At 57.3% G+C, this 19,067-nt stretch carries 19 protein-coding genes; 15 read left to right on the top strand and 4 right to left on the bottom strand.

Going from position 1 to position 19,067, the window contains the following annotated elements:
- Positions 1-56 precede the first annotated feature (56 nt).
- On the bottom strand, positions 57-428 hold the full coding sequence (locus ACRZ96_RS12735) for a YraN family protein (protein WP_223117558.1): 372 nt from the start codon (positions 426-428) through the stop codon (positions 57-59).
- Position 429: 1 nt separating this feature from the next.
- A complete protein-coding gene (gene rsmI, locus ACRZ96_RS12730) occupies positions 430-1,287 on the bottom strand; it encodes a 16S rRNA (cytidine(1402)-2'-O)-methyltransferase (protein WP_170395867.1) in 858 nt (285 codons plus the stop codon).
- A gap of 87 nt (positions 1,288-1,374) precedes the next feature.
- Here rsmI and ACRZ96_RS12725 point away from each other — a divergent pair, with 87 nt between their 5' ends.
- Genes ACRZ96_RS12725 through murJ form a run of 3 tightly spaced genes read left to right on the top strand, consistent with a single transcriptional unit; the run spans position 1,375 to position 6,864 of the window.
- Complete coding sequence (locus tag ACRZ96_RS12725) at positions 1,375-2,547, top strand: penicillin-binding protein activator (RefSeq protein ID WP_170612915.1); 1,173 nt, start codon at positions 1,375-1,377, stop codon at positions 2,545-2,547.
- Positions 2,507-5,326: a [protein-PII] uridylyltransferase gene (locus ACRZ96_RS12720; protein ID WP_480571546.1), complete on the top strand. Its 2,820-nt coding sequence runs from the start codon at positions 2,507-2,509 to the stop codon at positions 5,324-5,326. The genes ACRZ96_RS12725 and ACRZ96_RS12720 overlap by 41 nt, the downstream gene beginning before the upstream one ends.
- Positions 5,323-6,864: a murein biosynthesis integral membrane protein MurJ gene (gene murJ, locus ACRZ96_RS12715; protein WP_480707137.1), complete on the top strand. Its 1,542-nt coding sequence runs from the start codon at positions 5,323-5,325 to the stop codon at positions 6,862-6,864. Before ACRZ96_RS12720 ends, murJ begins: the two co-directional genes overlap by 4 nt.
- Positions 6,865-6,870: 6 nt before the next feature.
- Here murJ and ACRZ96_RS12710 read toward each other — a convergent pair whose 3' ends face one another.
- Positions 6,871-7,557, bottom strand: coding sequence for a rhomboid family intramembrane serine protease (locus ACRZ96_RS12710; RefSeq protein WP_170423757.1), 687 nt, complete (start codon positions 7,555-7,557; stop codon positions 6,871-6,873).
- An 86-nt stretch (positions 7,558-7,643) separates the two neighbouring features.
- Between ACRZ96_RS12710 and trpS the strand changes: the two genes are divergently transcribed.
- Positions 7,644-8,672 (top strand): tryptophan--tRNA ligase, encoded by a 1,029-nt coding sequence (gene trpS, locus ACRZ96_RS12705; RefSeq protein WP_170423755.1) that lies wholly within the window; start codon positions 7,644-7,646, stop codon positions 8,670-8,672.
- Between the two features lie 67 nt (positions 8,673-8,739).
- On the opposite strand, the gene ACRZ96_RS12700 is transcribed toward trpS, so the two are convergent.
- On the bottom strand, positions 8,740-9,789 hold the full coding sequence (locus ACRZ96_RS12700) for a Glu/Leu/Phe/Val dehydrogenase (RefSeq protein ID WP_170513963.1): 1,050 nt from the start codon (positions 9,787-9,789) through the stop codon (positions 8,740-8,742).
- A 129-nt stretch (positions 9,790-9,918) separates the two neighbouring features.
- Here ACRZ96_RS12700 and ACRZ96_RS12695 point away from each other — a divergent pair, with 129 nt between their 5' ends.
- The 11 genes from ACRZ96_RS12695 to ACRZ96_RS12645 all read left to right on the top strand — a co-directional run bounded on the left by ACRZ96_RS12695 (position 9,919) and on the right by ACRZ96_RS12645 (position 18,929).
- Positions 9,919-10,380, top strand: coding sequence for an Lrp/AsnC family transcriptional regulator (locus tag ACRZ96_RS12695; protein WP_480707135.1), 462 nt, complete (start codon positions 9,919-9,921; stop codon positions 10,378-10,380).
- Positions 10,381-10,439: 59 nt separating this feature from the next.
- Positions 10,440-11,303 carry a branched-chain amino acid aminotransferase gene (locus ACRZ96_RS12690; protein WP_170597286.1) on the top strand — a complete coding sequence of 288 codons (864 nt, stop codon included), beginning with the start codon at positions 10,440-10,442 and terminating at the stop codon, positions 11,301-11,303.
- Between the two features lie 73 nt (positions 11,304-11,376).
- On the top strand, positions 11,377-11,832 hold the full coding sequence (locus ACRZ96_RS12685) for a universal stress protein (protein ID WP_074736907.1): 456 nt from the start codon (positions 11,377-11,379) through the stop codon (positions 11,830-11,832).
- Between the two features lie 9 nt (positions 11,833-11,841).
- Complete coding sequence (locus tag ACRZ96_RS12680) at positions 11,842-12,435, top strand: 2-hydroxychromene-2-carboxylate isomerase (RefSeq protein WP_170597285.1); 594 nt, start codon at positions 11,842-11,844, stop codon at positions 12,433-12,435.
- A 69-nt stretch (positions 12,436-12,504) separates the two neighbouring features.
- Positions 12,505-13,068 carry a NifU family protein gene (locus tag ACRZ96_RS12675; RefSeq protein ID WP_170395847.1) on the top strand — a complete coding sequence of 188 codons (564 nt, stop codon included), beginning with the start codon at positions 12,505-12,507 and terminating at the stop codon, positions 13,066-13,068.
- Positions 13,058-13,648 (top strand): tRNA (adenosine(37)-N6)-threonylcarbamoyltransferase complex dimerization subunit type 1 TsaB, encoded by a 591-nt coding sequence (gene tsaB, locus ACRZ96_RS12670; protein WP_170597283.1) that lies wholly within the window; start codon positions 13,058-13,060, stop codon positions 13,646-13,648. Before ACRZ96_RS12675 ends, tsaB begins: the two co-directional genes overlap by 11 nt.
- A gap of 11 nt (positions 13,649-13,659) precedes the next feature.
- Positions 13,660-14,076 (top strand): GNAT family N-acetyltransferase, encoded by a 417-nt coding sequence (locus ACRZ96_RS12665; protein WP_480707131.1) that lies wholly within the window; start codon positions 13,660-13,662, stop codon positions 14,074-14,076.
- A 135-nt stretch (positions 14,077-14,211) separates the two neighbouring features.
- Positions 14,212-15,210 carry a BMP family lipoprotein gene (locus ACRZ96_RS12660; protein WP_170395841.1) on the top strand — a complete coding sequence of 333 codons (999 nt, stop codon included), beginning with the start codon at positions 14,212-14,214 and terminating at the stop codon, positions 15,208-15,210.
- A gap of 81 nt (positions 15,211-15,291) precedes the next feature.
- Positions 15,292-16,821 carry an ABC transporter ATP-binding protein gene (locus ACRZ96_RS12655; RefSeq protein WP_170395839.1) on the top strand — a complete coding sequence of 510 codons (1,530 nt, stop codon included), beginning with the start codon at positions 15,292-15,294 and terminating at the stop codon, positions 16,819-16,821.
- Between the two features lie 3 nt (positions 16,822-16,824).
- Entirely contained in the window at positions 16,825-17,919 is a 1,095-nt protein-coding gene (locus ACRZ96_RS12650; RefSeq protein ID WP_170513031.1) for an ABC transporter permease, read from the top strand.
- Complete coding sequence (locus ACRZ96_RS12645) at positions 17,919-18,929, top strand: ABC transporter permease (RefSeq protein WP_170408321.1); 1,011 nt, start codon at positions 17,919-17,921, stop codon at positions 18,927-18,929. The genes ACRZ96_RS12650 and ACRZ96_RS12645 overlap by 1 nt, the downstream gene beginning before the upstream one ends.
- Positions 18,930-19,067: the final 138 nt, after the last annotated feature.

Genomic DNA, 19,067 nt, shown 5'->3' with positions numbered 1-19,067 from the left:
ATCCCTCAATTCCACGCTCGATACATGGCGCAGAGGCTTGACGGGTTCAATGGGGGTCAGTCCAAACCAAAGGCGTTTTCGATGATTTGAACAGTTCCAGTGTCATCAACCAGTGCCGCATCAAACCGAGTATTCGTCAGCTGACCAGCAGGCTCCTGTTCAAGAAACTGGGCAGCGGATGCGCAAATTCGATCCATCTGTCGGCGACTAATCCGAGCGGCTGCACGGTCAAAACTACGGCTTTTCTTAACCTCAATGAAGACCAACCCATCTGCGTTGCGCGCGATCAGATCTATTTCACCGCCAGCACCGCACCACCTGCGTCTTGCGATTGAATAACCCCGTCGCACGTATTCGGCGGCCACGCAAAGTTCGGCGGATTGTCCAGCGTGATAAGATACAGAACCCCGAACGGATCTCTGTGCCATATCATCCCTTTCCCAGCTTCAGAGCCATCTGATAGATCGGACGGCGCGGCAGGCTGAACATCTCTGACACCAGATCTGCCGCATCACGCACCGAATGCGTTTGCAATGCTTTTATCAATGCCTCTTCTACGTCAGAGTCCTTAACAGATTGCGAATGGGCGCGATCCACAAGCAGAACCACCTCGCCCTTAACCGATAAGCCCTCGTACTCTGTTGCCAGATCAGCGAGCGTCCCTCGGCGAGTTTCTTCAAACTTTTTGGTGAGTTCACGGCACAGGGCCGCCTGTCGGTCTCCACCCAAAATATCCGCGAGATCAGAGAGGCAGGCAGCCACGCGCTTCGGCGATTCATAGAAGACAAGCGTTCCGGGGACGCTGCGCAGGGATTCGATTCGTGAACGCCGTGCGCCAGAGGCATTGGGCAAGAACCCGGCAAAGAAAAATGCATCCGTGGGAAGCCCCGCCAATGTCAGCGCCGTCAAAACAGCAGACGGTCCCGGAGCACATGTCACGTTGTGCCCAGCCTCAGCCGCCTGACGGCCCAAATCATAGCCGGGATCGGCGATCAGCGGCATTCCCGCCTCGGACGCGTAAGCCACCGATTGCCCTTGTTCCAGCGCCTCAAGTATTTTTCCCCGCGCGCCCGCGCCGCTGTGATCGTGGTAGGCCAATATGCGGCGCCCTTCGAGCGGCACGCCATGGATTTCCATCAAACGTCGCAAGCTGCGTGTATCTTCGGCAGCAATCATGTCTGCCGAGGCCAAAACATCGAGCGCCCTGAGCGTAATATCGCGTGCCGTCCCGATTGGGGTGGCAATAAAGTACAGCCCAGCGGCCAATCTGATCTTTTGGAAATTCAAAGCTGGACCCTCACAGCGTGACGTTTATTATCGCGGTTCAATAGACCAAGGTGCCCTCAGACGCCGGATCAGGGAGTTTTCTTTTAGATGTTTACCGTTTGCAAGCCCGCACGCAAACTGGCGAAATCCGCCATTGTACTGGCCTCGGCCGCTTTTCTGGCCGCCTGTGAAGTCGGCGGCATCAGCGGAGGCCCCTCGATCGACACCTCTGACCCGGTTCCGGTGGCCCTGTTGGTCCCAAGCGGATCACCTCAGTCTGGCGATGCGGCCCTTGCACGAAGCCTTGAGAACGCGGCACGGCTGGCCATCGCGGATTTGCCGAACGTCAAGATTGATCTGCGCGTCTACGACACGGCCGGCAATGCCGGAACGGCCTCGGCGGTTGCACAGCAAGCTGTAGCGGACGGGGCCAAGATCATTCTTGGGCCAGTGTACGCACAAGCCGCAAACGCGGCAGGACTTGCGGTGCTAAACAACAATGTGAACGTGCTGTCCTTCTCGAACAACACCAGCATTGCGGGCGGCAATGTCTATGTGCTTGGCCCCACTTTCCAGAACACGGCCAACAGGCTGGTGAACTACGCCGGACAGCAGGGTAAAAACAGTACTGTCATCGTGCACAGCAATGACTCAGCGGGCCAGCTAGGCCAGTCTGCCATCGCTGCCGCGCTCAGCAACAGCCGCGTCAACAATGCGGGCACGGTTGGATATGACCGGTCACAGCAGGGCGTGATCGATTCTGTTTCGGCGATCAAAGCAACGGTCGATTCGACCGGCGCAGATTCGATTTTCCTGACCGCGACAACCGCAGGCGCGCTGCCGCTTTACAGCCAGTTGTTGCCCGAGGCTGGTGTGTCGCCTGCGACAACTCAGTATATCGGCCTGACACGTTGGGACATTCCAGCCCAAACGCTGGAATTGCCTGGCGTACAAGGTGGCTGGTTCGCACTTCCCGATCCGGCAAAGGCACAGGCTTATCGCCAGCGTTACAACAACACCTACGGTGAGGCACCACACCCGATCAGCGGGCTTGCCTATGACGGAATCGCTGCGATCGGAGCCTTGGTCAGCCAGGGCAAATCGAACGCGTTGACAGGTGCAGCATTAACCCAGAACGCCGGTTTTCAGGGTGTCGGCGGTATTTTCCGCCTGCGGCCGAACGGTACGAACGAACGCGGTCTGGCTGTTGCCACGATCCAGAACAAACAGGTGGTTGTGATTGACCCTGCCCCACAAAGCTTCTCTGGCGCCGGATTCTAATCGACCGGCGCAGGGCTCTGCGCCAGATGTCAATCTGATCTGCGCGGCTGACGAGATTTTTAACAACGCCGAGGTCAATGCCAACCTGTCCGCCGCTGTTGAAAACAGTTCGGACAACGCAGCCTTGCGCGCCGAGACGGTGCGCATACTGCGAGAGGCGCAAAAGACAGGCCGCAAGGCGATTGCGGACGCCTTTGCCGAGCGCCCATTTGATGCACTGACGCTGACGCATTCCTATACCTATCTGACGGACCAGATGGTCGGCACAGCAATGCGCATTGCCAGCGAGCATCTGCATCCGCTGGCAAATCCCACGCAAGGCGAGAAAATCGCTGTGCTGGCAGTGGGAGGTTATGGCCGGGGTGAGATGGCCCCGTCATCCGATGTAGATCTGCTTTTTCTGACGCCGTACAAAATCACCGCCTGGGCCGAGAGCGTGATCGAATCCATGCTCTATATTCTCTGGGATCTGCGGCTGAAGGTCGGTCACTCTTCACGCACGATCAAAGATTGCCTGCGTCTGGGGGCCGATGATTTCACCATCCGTACCGCCATGCTGGAACAACGGTATCTCGTCGGGGATCAGCCCCTTGCGCAAGAACTTGAAGCGCGCCTGAAGACCGATCTTTTCAAAGGCACCGAGCGGGAATTTATCGAAGCCAAGCTGAAGGAGCGCGATGAGCGGCACCTGAAGCAGGGTGAACGCTATATGGTCGAACCCAATGTCAAAGAGGGCAAGGGCGGCTTACGCGACCTGCAATCGCTCTACTGGATCGCAAAATATATCTATGGCGTAACGGATGTGGCCGAACTGGTCCCTATGGGCCTCTTTACGCCCGAAGAGTTTGACGAGTTCGCGCAAGCCGAAGAATTCCTCTGGGCCGTCAGGTCTCATTTGCATCTGGTGACAGGCCGCGCGACGGAACAACTGACCTTCGATCTGCAGGTCGAGGTGGCCGATCGTATGGGATATCAAGACCGCGCCGGTCGGCGCGCCGTCGAGGTGTTCATGCAACGCTATTTCCGCGAAGCCACCCGTGTAGGCGAATTGACACGGATTTTCCTGACCAAACTGGAAGCCTCGCACATGAAGGGCGCGGCCTTGCTGGAACGTATTTTCCGCCGTCGCCCCCGCGTCAAGGCCGGTTACCGCGTGGTCCATGGCCGTCTGGATATCGCGGACCCTGACACGTTCCTGTCAGACAAGGTCAACCTGTTACGGTTGTTCGAAGAGGGTTTGCGCACGGGTATGCTGATCCATCCCGACGCAATGCGGTTGGTAACGGCCAACCTGAACCTGATCGACGATGAGATGCGCAACGACAAAGAGGCGCGGCGCATCTTTCTTGATCTGATGCTGAAACACGGCAACCCCGAACGTGCCCTGCGACGCATGAACGAGTTGGGGGTTCTGTCAGCCTTTTTGCCCGAGTTTGAGCACATCGTGGCGATGATGCAGTTCAATATGTATCACAGCTATACGGTGGACGAGCATACGATCCAGTGCATCGTCAATTTGGCGCAGATCGAGCGAGGAGAGTTAATCGAGGAACTGCCCTTGGCGTCATCCATCCTGGAGGGTGGTGTTAGCCGAAAGGTTCTATACGTGGCTCTGTTGCTGCACGACATCGGCAAAGGACGCCCCGAAGATCATTCGATTCTGGGTGCGCAAATCGCGCGCAAAGTGGCACCACGATTAGGGCTGAGCAAGGCGGATTCGGAAACCGTCGAATGGCTTGTACGCTATCACTTGCTGATGTCCGATATGGCGCAAAAACGCGACATCTCAGACCCGCGCACAATCCGCGATTTCGCGAAAGCTGTTGCAACCGTCAAACGGCTGGACTTGCTGACGGTGCTGACAGTCTGTGACATCCGCGGTGTCGGACCAACGACCTGGAACAACTGGAAGGCTACATTGCTGCGCGCTTTGCATGCTGACACCAAACACGCACTGGAATCCGGGATGGAGGCGCTTAACCGAGCCAATCGTGGAGATGGGGCGAAAAAGCGGTTGCGGGCCGAATTGGAAAACTGGTCCAAATCTGATCTGAAAACCGAAACCGGGCGGCATTATGATCCGTATTGGCAGGGACTGAACCTTTCGACACATGTCGAATTCGCGGAAATGTTGAAATCGCTGGAGGACAGCGGCGATCCGGGTGCCGTAGAAATCCGTCTGCATCCGGATGAGGATCGCGACGCCACCCGCGCGTGTTTTGCCATGGGTGATCATCCGGGTATTTTTTCTCGCATAGCGGGGGCACTTGCCCTTGTAGGAGCCAATGTGGTTGATGCCCGCAGCTATACGACGAAAGACGGATATGTAACTGATGCGTTCTGGGTTCAGGACGCCGAGGGCCATCCCTTCGAGGCTACGCGCCTGCCTCGGCTGACCCAGATGATTCACAAGACACTCAGGGGTGAGGTTGTCGCACGGGACGCATTGAAATCCCGCGACAAGATCAAGAAGCGCGAACGCGCCTTCAACGTCCCGACCCATATCACCTTCGACAACGAAGGTTCAGAGATTTACACGATCATCGAAGTCGACACCCGCGACCGGCCCGGACTGCTATATGATTTGACGCGCACGATGGCAGCCGCCAATGTCTATATCGCGAACGCAGTGATCGCCACCTATGGAGAACAGGTGGTCGACACGTTCTATGTCAAGGATATGTTCGGCCTGAAATACCACTCTGAGGCCAAGCAACGCGGGTTGGAAGCCAAGCTGCGCGCGGCCATCACCGAAGGTGCCGAGCGGGCCGCATCATGAAGCCGATCCGCCTGATTTCGGGCTTTTTCACCGTTGGGTTCTGGACCTTGGCAAGCCGCATTCTGGGCTTTTTGCGGGAAATCCTGCTGACCGCTTATATCGGGCCCGGACCCGTGATGGATGCTTTCGTCGCAGCCTTCCGACTGCCTAATATGTTCCGCCGCTTCTTTGCCGAGGGCGCATTCAACGCAGCCTTTGTTCCAATGTTCTCAAAACGCCTTGAAGGCGGCGAAGACGCCGAAGGTTTCGCACAGGATGCGTTTAACCTGTTGGCAGTGGCGGTGCTGGCGCTAGTCGGTCTGGCGATGGTCTTCATGCCCGCGTTGGTTTGGATAACCGCCGAAGGATTCTATGGTGATGAACGCTTCGATCTGGCGGTGGATTATGGGTACGTCGTGTTCCCCTACATCCTGTTTATGTCCCTCGCTGCGCTGTTTTCCGGAGTATTGAACGCAACCGGGCGCTTCGCCGCTGCAGCCGCCGCTCCTGTGCTGCTGAACATATTCGCCTGCTCCGCGTTAATCTTTGGCGCGATATCTGGTGGAGAAATCATACGCTGGCTCATCGCGGTCATCCCAGTCGCAGGCATCGCGCAATTGGCGCTTGTCTGGATTGCGACCGAACGCGCGGGAATTCGCATTCGGCCCGGTTGGCCAAAGCTCAGCCCGGAAATGCGCCGCATGGTGCGGATCGCGGTTCCTGCGGCGTTGGCCATGGGCGTAACGCAAGTCAATCTTGTAGTCGGACAGCTTGTGGCATCAAAAACCGAAAAGGCAGTCAGTTGGTTGTTTGCCGCAGATCGTTTGTATCAACTGCCGCTCGGAGTGGTTGGCATTGCCGTCGGCATCGTGCTGTTACCCGACCTGTCACGCCGCCTGCGCGCAGACGACAAAGATGGAGCACGCAATGCCTTTTCACGGGCCGGAGAGTTTACTCTGCTGCTGACCTTGCCTTCGACAGTTGCCTTTATGATCATCCCCGGCCCGTTGGTCTCGGTCCTGTTCCAACGTGGCCAGTTCAGCGCCGAAGATACAGCGGCGACCGCCTTGGCCGTGGCCATCTATGGTATCGGGCTGCCCGCATTCATGCTGCAGAAGCTACTGCAACCTTTGTTCTTCGCCCGCGAAGATACCAAATCACCGTTTCGATACGCAGTGGTTGCGATGGTGGTGAATGCCGGACTTGCCTTTGGGCTTTACCCCATTGTCGGGTGGATTGCGCCCGCAATCGCAGCGTCGACTGCTGGCTGGGCCATGGTTGCGCTGCTTGCAATCGGCGCGCGCAGAATGGGCGACGAAGCCCGATTTGATGACCGGTTCAGACAGCGGACCTGGCGGGTCGTGGCGGCATCGGCTGGCATGGGGGTGGTGTTGTTTACGGCCATTAACCTCTTCGGCTGGACGTTCGGCGTACCAGGCTGGCGTTACCTTGCGCTGATCGTGCTCATTGTAACTGCGGCGGTGGCCTACTTCCTTTTGGGGCACATCTTGGGGGCCTTCAGGATTTCGGAATTCCGAACAGCGCTGCGCCGTAGCTAAGGCGCATCAATCCCGCCGGGTTTTGCTAAGGATACGCGCCCATCCACCCGGAGCCAGAAAGAAAGACAAACCAAACCCGGTGGCAAAACCGCCCAGATCGGCGACCCAATCCGAGGTCCCACCGAAGATCAGACCGAACAGCAACTGAATGCCCATAAGAACCGCGATCAGGCTGAATGCGCGCGATTGGTTTTCACCCACCAGAGAAAGCTTGCGCCATAGCAACCACGTGAACGCACCGATTAGCCCGTAGACCGGAGGAAACCCACCAACCAGTGGATATGGCGGGTTCAACAGCACCGCATAGGCCAACGCTCCGCCGACACCGGACAAGACGAATATGATCAGCATGGCGACGCTGCCAAAGACCTCGGCCACCATCTTCCCCATCGCCAGAACAAACACGCAGACAAACACAGCTTGTGTGAAATTGGCCTGAACAAAGGGATATGTGACAAAGCGGATCACATGTTCGAACGGCCAGCGCCCGTTCTGGACCATCCAATCGAATATATCGGGCGAAAACGTATATTGCTGCAACGCATCCAAGCGCCAACCAACAGCAGTCGGCCCTCCGACCAAGCCCCTGCTGCCAAGCAAGAAGATCAGTTCAATCCCGATTATGAACAGAACCAGCGCCACCACGACCGGCGGCAGAGGGTTCACGGGCGGTGTATAATGCTCACTGCTCATTGGGCTGGCCTTTCGCGGCTGTTGACGTCCCTTGGCCTCATGGGTAAGCGACGGGGGCTGATTTTTCCAGACAGGAGTTTCCTTCGATGACCGAGACCCAATTCACGCCGCGCGTGTTTTCCGGCATCCAGCCTTCAGGAAACCTGCACTTGGGTAATTACCTGGGTGCACTTAAACGTTTCGTGGATATGCAGGGGCCGGAATACGAGACCGTCTACTGCATGGTCGACCTCCACGCGATTACTGTCTGGCAAGATCCGGATCGTCTGCGTGAAAAGACCCGCGAAGTTTGCGCGGGGTTCATTGCCGCTGGTCTGGATCCCGAGAAATCCATCCTGTTCAATCAAAGCCAGGTGCCCGAGCACACACAGCTGGCCTGGATCTTCAACTGCATCGCCCGTATCGGCTGGATGCAGCGAATGACACAGTTCAAGGACAAGGCCGGTAAGAATGCGCAGAACGCCTCTTTGGGTCTGTTCGCCTATCCTGCCCTGATGGCGGCAGACATTCTGGTCTATCACGCGACCCATGTGCCTGTTGGTGAAGACCAGAAGCAACATCTGGAACTGACGCGCGACATCGCAATCAAGTTCAACCATGACTATGGCGTCGATTTCTTTCCGGTGACCGAACCGGTCATCGGTGGGCCTGCGCCCCGTGTGATGAACCTGCGTGACGGGTCCCGGAAGATGTCGTCGTCAGACCCGTCTGATATGACGCGGATCAACATGACCGATGATGCCGATGCCATCGCCAAGAAGATCCGTAAAGCCAAGACCGATCCGGACGCTTTGCCGTCGGAGGTCGATGGCCTTGAAGACCGTCCCGAGGCGCGCAATCTGGTGAATATCTATGCCGCGCTTAGCGACCAGACGGCCGCACAAGTGCTGGCTGAGGTTGGCGGGAAGCAATTCGGTGAGTTCAAGCCAATGTTGGCAGAACTTGCGGTCTCGAAACTCTCACCCATTTCAACCGAAATGGCGCGCCTGATGGGCGAAGAGGCCGAGATTGATCAGATTCTCGCCCGAGGTGCTGAACGGGCACGTGCAATCGCGGCCCCGATTCTGCAGCAGACCTACGAGATTGTAGGGATGGTCGGCGCGGGCAAGTCCTGACCACGCGATCGCAATCCAAAAAAGAACGCCGCCCTTTCTCGGGCGGCGTTTTTCGTTCCGTCGGCTCTTATGCCGCCTGCAGGCTCAGCATCTCGTGCACGATGGATTCCGCAACTTCGTGCGGGCTGACCGCTTCGGCTTTGGCCCGTGTCAGGATGCGATCCATCGTCTGCTCCAGCGCCTGCAACCTACCGGCGACCCAAGCTTCACGCTCTGCGACACGCAGGATTTCCGTCGCCACATTCACGATACCACCGCCATTGGCGACGAAGTCAGGGGCGTAAAGAATGCCACGCTCGTGGAGCAACTGCGCGTCCCGATCGCTGGACAACTGATTATTTGCCCCTCCGGCCACAGCGCCGACTTTCAGTAATGGAATACTCGTTTCGTTCAGGATGCCGCCGATCGCACAAGGCGCAAAGATATCCGCTTCAACGCCGTAGATCGCATCGGGTGCAACGACCCGTGCCGCAAACCGTTCGGCCACGCGGGCCGCTTGCCGGGTGTCGATGTCAGTTACGATTAACTGCGCACCAGAATCGTGCAACAACTGGCACAAATGCTCGCCTACATGGCCAAGCCCCTGAACCGATACAGTCAGGCCTTTCAGGCCAGAAAATCCAAACCGGTGCTGCGCTGTCACCCGGATAGCATTGAATATCCCGCGCGCCGTTATCGGAGACGGATCACCGCTGGCGAACTCACCTTCCGCCAGCCCAGCCACAAATTCGGTTTCAGATCCGATATGCGCCATATCTGCAGGCGTCATACCCATATCTTCTGCCGTCCAGTACAGACCGTTCAAACCTTGAATCACGCGCCCAAAGGCCTGCAAAAGTTCAGGTGATTTATCCTCATGAGGATCCCCGATAATGACAGCCTTGCCTCCCCCGAGCGGCAGATCAGCCGCGGCGTTCTTGAACGTCATGCCCCTTGCCAGTCGCAAAGCATCGTCCAGGGCCTCGGCTGGGTGGCCGTAAGGGCGCATACGCACACCGCCCGCAGCGGGGCCACGTTGCGTTGAGTGGATCGCGATGTAGCCCAATAGACCAAGTGAGTTATCTTTGAATTCGACCACGCGCTCGTGCTCTGGCGCGTCTACGATGGTGATGTCCATTCTTCTCCTCCGGAGTGCTTCCGAGAGTTTGCCACCTATCGTCGAGTGATTTTCACCCTTTTGTCACTATATCAGGGAAATTTTTGGTGCTAACGTCTAAAATTGAAAACTTTTGTGGAGTTTTTCGCCATGGATGATATCGATTCCAAGATAATCCGCGCCCTTCAAAACGATGGCCGTATGACTGTCATCGATTTGGCGGAGCATGTCGGGCTGTCCCCGACACCCTGCGCACGGCGTTTGGATCGGCTGCAACGGGACGGGATTATCACCGGCTACGCCGCACAGGTCGACCCCGAGCGGCTTGGATTCGGCGTTACAATCTTTGTGTCTGTCGAGTTGGAGAAACAGGATCGCAACGCCATCGATTCCTTCGAAAAGGCGATTCGTCGCTGCGACGAGGTGATGGAATGCTACCTTATGACCGGATCACGCGACATTCTGCTGCGCGTGGTTGCCAAAGACCTCAATGCGTTTGATGCATTTCTGGAAAACCAGCTTATGAAAATTTCGGGCATTCGAAACCTACGATCAAACTTCGCTTTGCGCACCATGGTCAAACGCGAAGCGCTGCCTCAGCACCATGGATAATCTGCTGGACCTTGCGTCAGCCCCAACCTAGGTTTCCCCGGAGCTTGAGGGAGGGCGCAATGGCAGTCGGCAAAAACATCCGCACCTATTTCAACGGCCAATGGCATGACGGGGACGCACCGATCATGCGCGCTGCTGACCATGGCGCATGGCTGGGCTCATCGGTGTTTGACGGAGCCCGGTACTTTGATGGTATGACCCCGGATCTGGATGCCCATTGTGCCCGCGTGAACCGTTCAGCCGAGGCGCTGATGCTGACACCTTCTGTAACAACCGAACAGATGGTCGATCTGGTTCACGAAGGGTTGCAAAGTTACGCACCTGACACCGCCGTTTACATTCGCCCCATGTATTGGGGCATCGACGGGGATCACACCGCCATCGTCCCTCAGGAAAACAGCACTGGCTTTGCCATCTGTCTTGAAGAAATCCCAATGGCACCCAAAACCGCCTCGGCGACGCTGACAACCACTCGTTTCCGCCGCCCTGTTCTGGAATCCGCTGTGGTCAACGCAAAGGCAGGGTGCCTGTATCCGAACAATGCCCGGATGTTGCAGGAGGCACGCAACAAGGGCTTTTCAAACGCCCTTGTGGCCGACGCGATGGGGCATGTGGCCGAGACTGCGACCGCAAATATCTTCATGGCGCGCGATGGTGAGGTTTTTACTCCAATCCCCAATGGGACATTCTTGGCCGGGATTACACGCGCGCGGCATATTAAAAACCTGCGCGCCGACGGGGTAACCGTGCATGAAACCGTGCTGAGTTTCGATGACTTTCACGACGCGGACGAAGTGTTCATGAGCGGTAACATGAGCAAAGTGACGCCAATCACCGCGCTGGATGACACCCAGTATCAGGTGGGCCCAATCGCCCGTCGCACACGCGAGATGTACTGGGATTGGGCTGCAAGCAATTGCTGATCTGCTCCTTTTCTGTTTCAGTTGCCACTGCTTACCCTGTGAGGCATGATCCCGAAAACAAACGAGGACAAACATGCGCAAGTTCCTAGTCGTTCTGGACGACAGCCGTGAATGCCTGAACGCCATGCGCTTTGCCGCTATGCGTGCGGCACATACTGGCGGCGGGGTTACGGTTCTTTCGGTAATTCCACCGGACGAATTCAACCACTGGATCGGTGTTGCCGAGGTGATGCGCGAAGAAGCGCGTGAACGTATTCACGCCCATTTCGAGGTGTTCGCCAAATGGATGCGCGACAAACAGGGTGTCGAGCCCGAATTGGCAATCCGTGAAGGCGATCCGGTGGCCGAAATCATTGAACATGTCCAATCCGATCCCGAGATCGGCGTATTGGTTCTGGGTGCAGGTACTGACAAAAAAGGCCCCGGACCGTTGGTGACACAACTGACCCGGAACTCTGGAAGTTTGCCCATTCCTATTACTATCGTGCCCGGCGATCTGAGCAAAGAGAAGCTGGAAGCCATCACCTGAGGTGAATTTATGTCCGCGAAGCTGCAGTTCTGGTTCGACTTCGCATCGACCTATTCTTATCTCAGCGCGATGCGTATCCAGCAGGCGGCTTCGGAATATGGAGTTGCCGTAGAATGGCACCCATTCCTTCTGGGGCCGATCTTTGCTGAACAGGGATGGAAAAACTCGCCGTTCAACCTCTACCCTGCAAAAGGTCGGTACATGTGGCGGGACATGGAACGGCTTTGCGCCGCGCGCGATTTACCTTTTCGGCGGCCTGAGCCATTTCCGCAAAACAGCCTGAAAGCAGCAAGGCTAGCGCTGGCGATCGAACCAGCTGATCAACGGGCAGCCTTTGTACGCACTGTCTATTCTGCGCAGTTTGGTTCCGGTCGTGATATATCGAATCCGGCGGTTCTGGTTGAGTGCCTTACCAAATCTGGCGTTTCGACTGATCTGATGGATCGGATAAGCGACCCCGCGATCAAGGCTGCCTTGTTCGAGCAAGTTACTCAGGCCAAGGCTAAACACATCTTTGGTGCGCCGAGTTTCGTTATTGGGGACGAGCTGTTCTGGGGTGATGATCGTCTGGATGATGCGATTTCTTACGCCGTCACAATTTAGAACGGTTCCAAATCTTGACTTCCCCCGCACGGACGCGCATATCAGGTGCATCTTAGACGGAGCCGCGCCATGTTCATTCAAACCGAATCCACACCCAACCCGGCCACACTAAAATTCCTACCCGGCCAGACGGTTCTGGAAGCAGGCACCGCTGATTTTCCAAGCGCCGACGCTGCAGAAAAATCACCGCTCGCCAAACGCATATTCGGTGTAAACGGCGTAACAGGCGTGTTCTTCGGCAACGATTTTGTCACGGTAACCAAATCTGATGACGTGCAGTGGGATCACATCAAGCCCGCAATTCTCGGCGCTGTGATGGAGCATTACCAGTCCGGCCAACCGGTTATGGGCGCAGGTGCAGAGACCGCCTCGGGCCACGCTGAACACACCGGCGAAGATGCAGAGATTGTCAACCAGATCAAAGATCTGCTGGATAGCCGCGTGCGTCCTGCTGTGGCTCAGGACGGCGGTGACATCACCTTCCACGGCTTCGACCGCGGCGTTGTTTATCTGCACATGCAGGGAGCCTGCGCGGGCTGTCCGTCCTCGACCCTAACGCTGAAAATGGGGATCGAGAACCTGTTGCGTCACTACATCCCCGAAGTGACCGAGGTTCGCCCTGTTGCCGTCTGAACCGACGATTTTGGCATTCGATACATCGGCCGCGCATTGCGCGGCCGCTTTGCTGCGAGAGGGTAAGATTATCGCATCGCACGCCGAGGCGATGACTCGTGGGCAGGCGGAACGGTTGATGCCCTTGCTTGAAGAAATCCTGACCCGGAACAATTGCACATGGCGGCACCTTGATGCGATCGCCGTCGGAATCGGCCCCGGCAATTTCACCGGCATCCGTATCTCGGTATCCGCCGCGCGCGGGTTGGCGCTTGGGCTTGGTGTGCCGGCGGTTGGGGTGTCGGGGTTTGATGCAGTTGCGGAAATTGCGCCCGGCGGGCATCTCCCGGCGATAGCTGCACCGCGCGATCAGGTTTATGTGCAACCTAAGGGGCGCGCGCCTTACCTGACCTCACGTCATGCCGCTGACGATATTGGTCCCTTGTATTTCTGCGAGGACCCAGAACAGCAGGCCCGTGCGATCGCCCAGGTGGCCGCTGGTCGTTGGACGACAGTTCAAGCGCCACCCGCTCCGCTTTATGTCCGCCCTGCAGATGCGGCCCCTTCAAGCGATGTCCCACCGGTGCTTTTGGACGAATGACACCACAGGACATGGCAGAAACCCACGCCGCAGCCTTCACACAGTCACGCCCGTGGAGCGCGGAAGAATTCAGCAATCTGATTGCCAATCGCTTTACCCATGTTGTTGGCGACAAACGGTCTTTCGCCCTCATTCAAGTGATCGGCGAAGAGGCCGAGCTGCTCACGATCGCGACACGTCCAGACTATCAAAGACGCGGGCTGGCGCGGCGCATCATGGCAGACTGGCACGCCAAGGCACGAGAACTCGGTGCAATCCGTGCATTTCTGGACGTTGCCTCAGATAACCATTCGGCGATCTCTCTGTACCAAACCAGCGGATACACGGCATGCGGCAATCGCGCAGCCTATTATCATCGCAAAAGTGGCCCAAACGCCGATGCGATCGTCATGGAACGCCCCTTGAGCGAAAAATATTCGCTTTTTTAGACCATATGGTCAAAAATGTGTTGACCGAAGCTGTTGCAAACAGCTTCAATTCCCGCCATCACAACAGGTATGCTCGCTCTGAGTGGGTACCGGGGGATTAAGCCCCGGACCGATAACAGCCAACGGGAGTAACAAATGACATTTATGAAATCCTTGATGGGCGCAGCCGCTGCGGTTGCACTAACAGCAGGTGCTGCTATGGCAGAACCGGCCCTTATCTTTGATCTGGGTGGCAAGTTCGACAAATCGTTCAACGAAGCCGCGCATAATGGCGCTCAGCGTTGGGCGGAACAGACCGGCAAAAGCTATCGCGAGATCGAGCTTCAGTCGGAAGCGCAGCGCGAACAAGCGCTTCGCCGCTTTGCCGAAGCGGGCGCAAACCCGATTATCACAATGGGCTTCGCCATGGCCGATCCATTGGCTGCAGTGGCAGGTGACTATCCGGATACCAAATTCGTTGCGGTCGACGTGACCTGGCTGGAAGCCCCGAACATTCGCCAGATCGGATTTGCCGAACATGAAGGATCATACCTGGTCGGCATGATGGCGGCGATGGCGTCCCAATCCGGCACAGTGGGCTTTATCGGTGGCATGGATATCCCTCTGATCCGCCACTTTGGTTGTGGTTATGCACAAGGCGCGAAGTCCGTGAACCCGGACATCAACGTTGTTGCCAATATGACAGGCACCACCCCTGCAGCATGGAACGACCCGGTGAAGGGCTCGGAGTTGACCAAAGCACAGATCAGCCAGGGTGCTGACGTGATTTACGCCGCTGCGGGCGGTACCGGTGTTGGCGTTCTGCAAACCGCAGCCGACGAAGGCATCCTGTCAATCGGTGTCGATAGCAACCAGAACCACCTGCACCCGGGCAAGGTCCTGACCTCGATGCTCAAGCGTGTGGACGTTGCTGTATATGACGCCATGAAAGCTGGCGAAGACGTCCAGACCGGTGTTTACACCATGGGTCTTGCACAAGATGGCGTTGGCGTTGCGATGGATGAAAACAACGCGGAACTGGTGAGCGAAGAAATGAGCTCGGCCATTGAAAGTGCCCGTCGCGACATCATCGATGGCAACGTAAGCGTTGTCAGCTACTACGAGAACGACAGCTGCCCTGCACTGCAGTTCTGATGTAACTGGGGGCGGGGGCCATGGCCTCCGCCCTGCACCACTCTGCCGCATGCGGCCCTTTCGGCAACCCAAGGACAAGATATGACCGTCCCCGCCATTGAACTCAAAGGGATTTCCAAAGCCTTTGGGCCGGTTCAGGCTAATAAAGATATTTCCATCAGCGTCGCCCGCGGAGCGATCCACGGGATCATCGGTGAAAACGGAGCGGGCAAATCCACGCTGATGAGCATCCTCTACGGATTTTACAAAGCCGACAAAGGCGAAATCTGGATCAACGGCACCAAGACCGACATCCCTGACAGCCAGGCGGCGATCGCCTCGGGCATCGGGATGGTGTTTCAGCATTTCAAACTGGTCGAGAATTTCACCGTTCTGGAAAACATCGTTCTGGGTGCGGAAGACGGTGGGCTGTTGGCTCCGTCGCTGGCGAAAGCCCGGAAAGAGCTGAAAGACCTAGAGGAAGAATACGAACTGTTCGTCGACCCTGACAAACGCATCGATGAGATCGGTGTGGGCATGCAGCAGCGGGTTGAGATTCTCAAGGCGCTCTACCGCAAGGCCGAAATTCTGATTCTGGACGAACCCACGGGCGTTCTTACCCCTGCCGAGGCGGACCAGCTGTTTCGCATTCTCGACCGGCTGCGGTCCGAGGGTAAAACAATCATCGTGATCACGCACAAGCTGCGCGAAATCATGGAGAACACCGATACGGTTTCGGTTATGCGCCGCGGTGAGATGACCGCCACCGTCAAAACAGCTGACACCAATCCGCAGGCCCTGGCCGAATTGATGGTTGGCCGCAAGGTCTTGCTACAGGTTGATAAGGTGCCTGCACAGCCGGGCAAACCGGTTCTGGAAATCGAAAACCTCAGTGTCACCGATTCGGCCGGTGTCGAGCGTGTCAAAGGCATCGACCTAACCGTTCGCGCGGGTGAGATCGTTGGCATCGCGGGCGTTGCTGGCAACGGGCAGTCCGAGCTGCTTGAAGTTTTGGGCGGTATGCGACCCGGGGTAGGCTCGATCAAACTGAACGGCGAGCCTCTGGCGTTGCACGGCCCCGGATCGGACGGGCAAGCGCGGCGCGCCCGACATATCGCTCATGTCCCCGAGGATCGGCAGCGCGAAGGCCTGATCATGGATTTTCACGCGTGGGAGAATGTGGCGTTCGGCTACCACCGCGACCCTGCTTACAAACGCGGGCTGTTCATGGACAACGCTGCCCTGCGTGCCGACACCGAAGCCAAGATCGAGAAGTTCGATGTGCGCCCGCCCAATGGCTGGCTGACGGCAAAAAGCTTCTCGGGCGGCAATCAACAGAAAATCGTCGTTGCACGAGAAATCGAGCGCAATCCCGATCTGCTGCTGGTGGGCCAGCCCACACGCGGCGTGGATATCGGTGCCATCGAGTTCATTCACAAACAGATCGTCGCCTTGAGGGATCAGGGCAAAGCAATCTTGCTGGTCTCGGTCGAGCTGGAAGAGATCTTCTCACTCTCGGACCGGATCGCGGTTATGTTTGACGGACATATCATGGGCGAGCGTCTGCCCGCCGAGACGGATGAAAAAGAACTGGGCCTGCTGATGGCCGGTGTTGCAGGAGAGGCCGCCTGAACCATGGAAAAAATGCCCAAATGGGCCGATGTGGTGCTGATCCCGCTAATCAGTCTGCTTCTGGCCACAATCCTTTCGGCAATCGTCATCCTTGCCATCGGGGAAGATCCGCTTGAGGCGGTAAATCTGATGGTCACTGGGGCCCTAGGGTCAACCTACGGCTGGGGCTATACACTTTATTACGCAACGAACTTCATCTTCACCGGGCTCGCGGTTGCAGTTGCCTTTCACGCGCGCTTGTTCAACATCGGCGGCGAGGGTCAGGCCATGCTGGGCGGACTGGGCGTTGCCATCGTCTGTCTATCGGTCCCTTGGCCGCATTGGACAATAGCTTTGCTGGCCGCCTGTGCTGCTTCGATGATCTTCGGTGCAGCCTGGGCCGCGATCCCGGCCTATCTGCAGGCGAAGCGGGGCAGCCATATCGTGATCACCACGATCATGTTCAATTTCATCGCTGCCGCTTTCCTGAATTACATGCTGGTCAACGTCATGCGCCCGCAAGGGTCGCAAGACCCAGCAACGGCTCGTTTCCCCGAGGCAGTGCATCTCCCGACTTTCCAGTCGATGTTCTCGAGCGCCGAAAACATCGTTTTCCGAGGTGCGCCTGCCAACATCTCGTTCTTCGTCGCAATCCTTGCGTGTTTTGTTGTCTGGGCGCTGATCTGGCGAACTCGGTTGGGCTATGAAATCCGCGCCTACGGCCATTCGGAAACCGGTGCCGTCTACGCCGGTATCTCGCCTGTACGCATCACGATTATTGCCATGCTGATCTCGGGCGCTCTGGCGGGCCTGATGGCAGTCAACAACGTGATGGGCGAAGCCGAGCGGTTGGTGCTGAACGCAACCGAAGGCGCGGGTTTCATTGGAATTGCCGTGGCACTGATGGGTCGGTCGCATCCATTCGGGGTATTTCTAGCCGCTATTCTGTTTGGGTTTCTGTATCAGGGCGGGGCCGAACTGGCGCTTTGGACATCGATTCCGCGCGAACTGATCGTGGTCATCCAAGCGCTGGTCATTCTGTTTACCGGAGCACTGGACAACATGGTGCGCATGCCGCTTGAAAAGCTGTTCATGGCGCTTCGGAAGGGGTCGGCCTGATGGATTTCTTCCTGACACTCATCCAGGTTCTGGATTCGACCATCCGACTGGCTACGCCTTTGCTGCTTGCCTGTCTGGCCGGTCTATACTCCGAGCGCGCGGGCATCTTCGACATCGGCCTTGAAGGCAAGATGCTGATGTCAGCATTCTTCTCGGCTGCCGTCGCCGCCGTAACCGGTTCGGTGTGGCTGGGATTGCTGGCAGGGATCGCAGCATCTCTGGTCCTTTCGGCGCTACACGGGTTTGCGTCGATCACGTTCCGGGGCAATCAGCTGATCTCGGGGGTTGCGATCAACTTTCTTGCCTCAGGTATGACCGTTCTTGTCGCCCAAAGCTGGTTCAAGCAGGGTGGTCGTACGCCATCATTGTTCGGTGAAGGGCGGTTTGAATCTGCAGAATTCCCTTATGCGATCGGTCCGGCTGACGCCGAACTGACAGGCCGTCCGGTTTCCGAGCTGATGTCTGAAACCAATCCCCTGCATATGGCCTATTCCGAGCTCCTGTCTGGCCATTCCATTCTGGTGTACGTGGCTTTCCTTATGGTGCCACTGACTTGGTGGATTCTGTTCCGCACCCGGTTCGGGCTGCGTCTGCGCGCGGTCGGAGAGAATCCTGCGGCGGTGGATACTGCTGGAGTTTCGGTTGTAGGTCTCCGCTACGCAGCGGTTGCGATTTGCGGCGTACTTTGCGGCATCGCAGGTGCCTACCTGGCCACCGCGCTGCAAGCAGGCTTTGTGAAAGAGATGACCGCCGGGCGCGGATTTATCGCACTGGCTGCTTTGATCTTTGCAAAATGGCGTCCGTGGCACGCGATGTGGGCATGCCTGTTGTTCGGGCTGTTGCAGGCCATTGCCTTGCGTTTCCAGAACATCGATTTGGGCGGGGTCGTGATCCCGGTGCAGGTCATGGACGCCCTGCCCTATATCCTGACCGTGGTGATTCTTGCCGGGTTCGTCGGCAAGGCCATACCGCCACGCGCAGGCGGCGAACCATATGTAAAGGAACGCTGATAGAGCCAGTTCGGGACTGCCCCTCAGTCCTGTTTGCTGCAAAGCGGCATACAGAGTTGATTTTGTATGCCGCAACCGCTCTAAGGGGGTATGGACGTGTCCCGCATCAGTTCCGCAGCCATGCTATCGACTATTTTC

This window comes from Ruegeria sp. CF1 (genome assembly GCF_056537445.1).
This window is presented reverse-complemented; position numbering and strand designations above follow the sequence as displayed.

What these genes read in the sequence shown, in the direction of transcription:
- ACRZ96_RS12735 (WP_223117558.1), bottom strand. Translation starts at nt 428, where the DNA reads ATGGCACAGAGATCCGTTCGGGGTTCTGTATCTTATCACGCTGGACAA.
- ACRZ96_RS12645 (WP_170408321.1), top strand. Translation starts at nt 17,919, where the DNA reads ATGGATTTCTTCCTGACACTCATCCAGGTTCTGGATTCGACCATCCGA.
- ACRZ96_RS12725 (WP_170612915.1), top strand. Translation starts at nt 1,375, where the DNA reads ATGTTTACCGTTTGCAAGCCCGCACGCAAACTGGCGAAATCCGCCATT.
- ACRZ96_RS12710 (WP_170423757.1), bottom strand. Translation starts at nt 7,557, where the DNA reads ATGAGCAGTGAGCATTATACACCGCCCGTGAACCCTCTGCCGCCGGTC.
- ACRZ96_RS12665 (WP_480707131.1), top strand. Translation starts at nt 13,660, where the DNA reads ATGGCAGAAACCCACGCCGCAGCCTTCACACAGTCACGCCCGTGGAGC.
- ACRZ96_RS12655 (WP_170395839.1), top strand. Translation starts at nt 15,292, where the DNA reads ATGACCGTCCCCGCCATTGAACTCAAAGGGATTTCCAAAGCCTTTGGG.
- murJ (WP_480707137.1), top strand. Translation starts at nt 5,323, where the DNA reads ATGAAGCCGATCCGCCTGATTTCGGGCTTTTTCACCGTTGGGTTCTGG.
- ACRZ96_RS12675 (WP_170395847.1), top strand. Translation starts at nt 12,505, where the DNA reads ATGTTCATTCAAACCGAATCCACACCCAACCCGGCCACACTAAAATTC.
- ACRZ96_RS12700 (WP_170513963.1), bottom strand. Translation starts at nt 9,789, where the DNA reads ATGGACATCACCATCGTAGACGCGCCAGAGCACGAGCGCGTGGTCGAA.
- ACRZ96_RS12690 (WP_170597286.1), top strand. Translation starts at nt 10,440, where the DNA reads ATGGCAGTCGGCAAAAACATCCGCACCTATTTCAACGGCCAATGGCAT.
- ACRZ96_RS12650 (WP_170513031.1), top strand. Translation starts at nt 16,825, where the DNA reads ATGGAAAAAATGCCCAAATGGGCCGATGTGGTGCTGATCCCGCTAATC.
- ACRZ96_RS12660 (WP_170395841.1), top strand. Translation starts at nt 14,212, where the DNA reads ATGACATTTATGAAATCCTTGATGGGCGCAGCCGCTGCGGTTGCACTA.
- ACRZ96_RS12685 (WP_074736907.1), top strand. Translation starts at nt 11,377, where the DNA reads ATGCGCAAGTTCCTAGTCGTTCTGGACGACAGCCGTGAATGCCTGAAC.
- ACRZ96_RS12695 (WP_480707135.1), top strand. Translation starts at nt 9,919, where the DNA reads ATGGATGATATCGATTCCAAGATAATCCGCGCCCTTCAAAACGATGGC.
- ACRZ96_RS12680 (WP_170597285.1), top strand. Translation starts at nt 11,842, where the DNA reads ATGTCCGCGAAGCTGCAGTTCTGGTTCGACTTCGCATCGACCTATTCT.
- trpS (WP_170423755.1), top strand. Translation starts at nt 7,644, where the DNA reads ATGACCGAGACCCAATTCACGCCGCGCGTGTTTTCCGGCATCCAGCCT.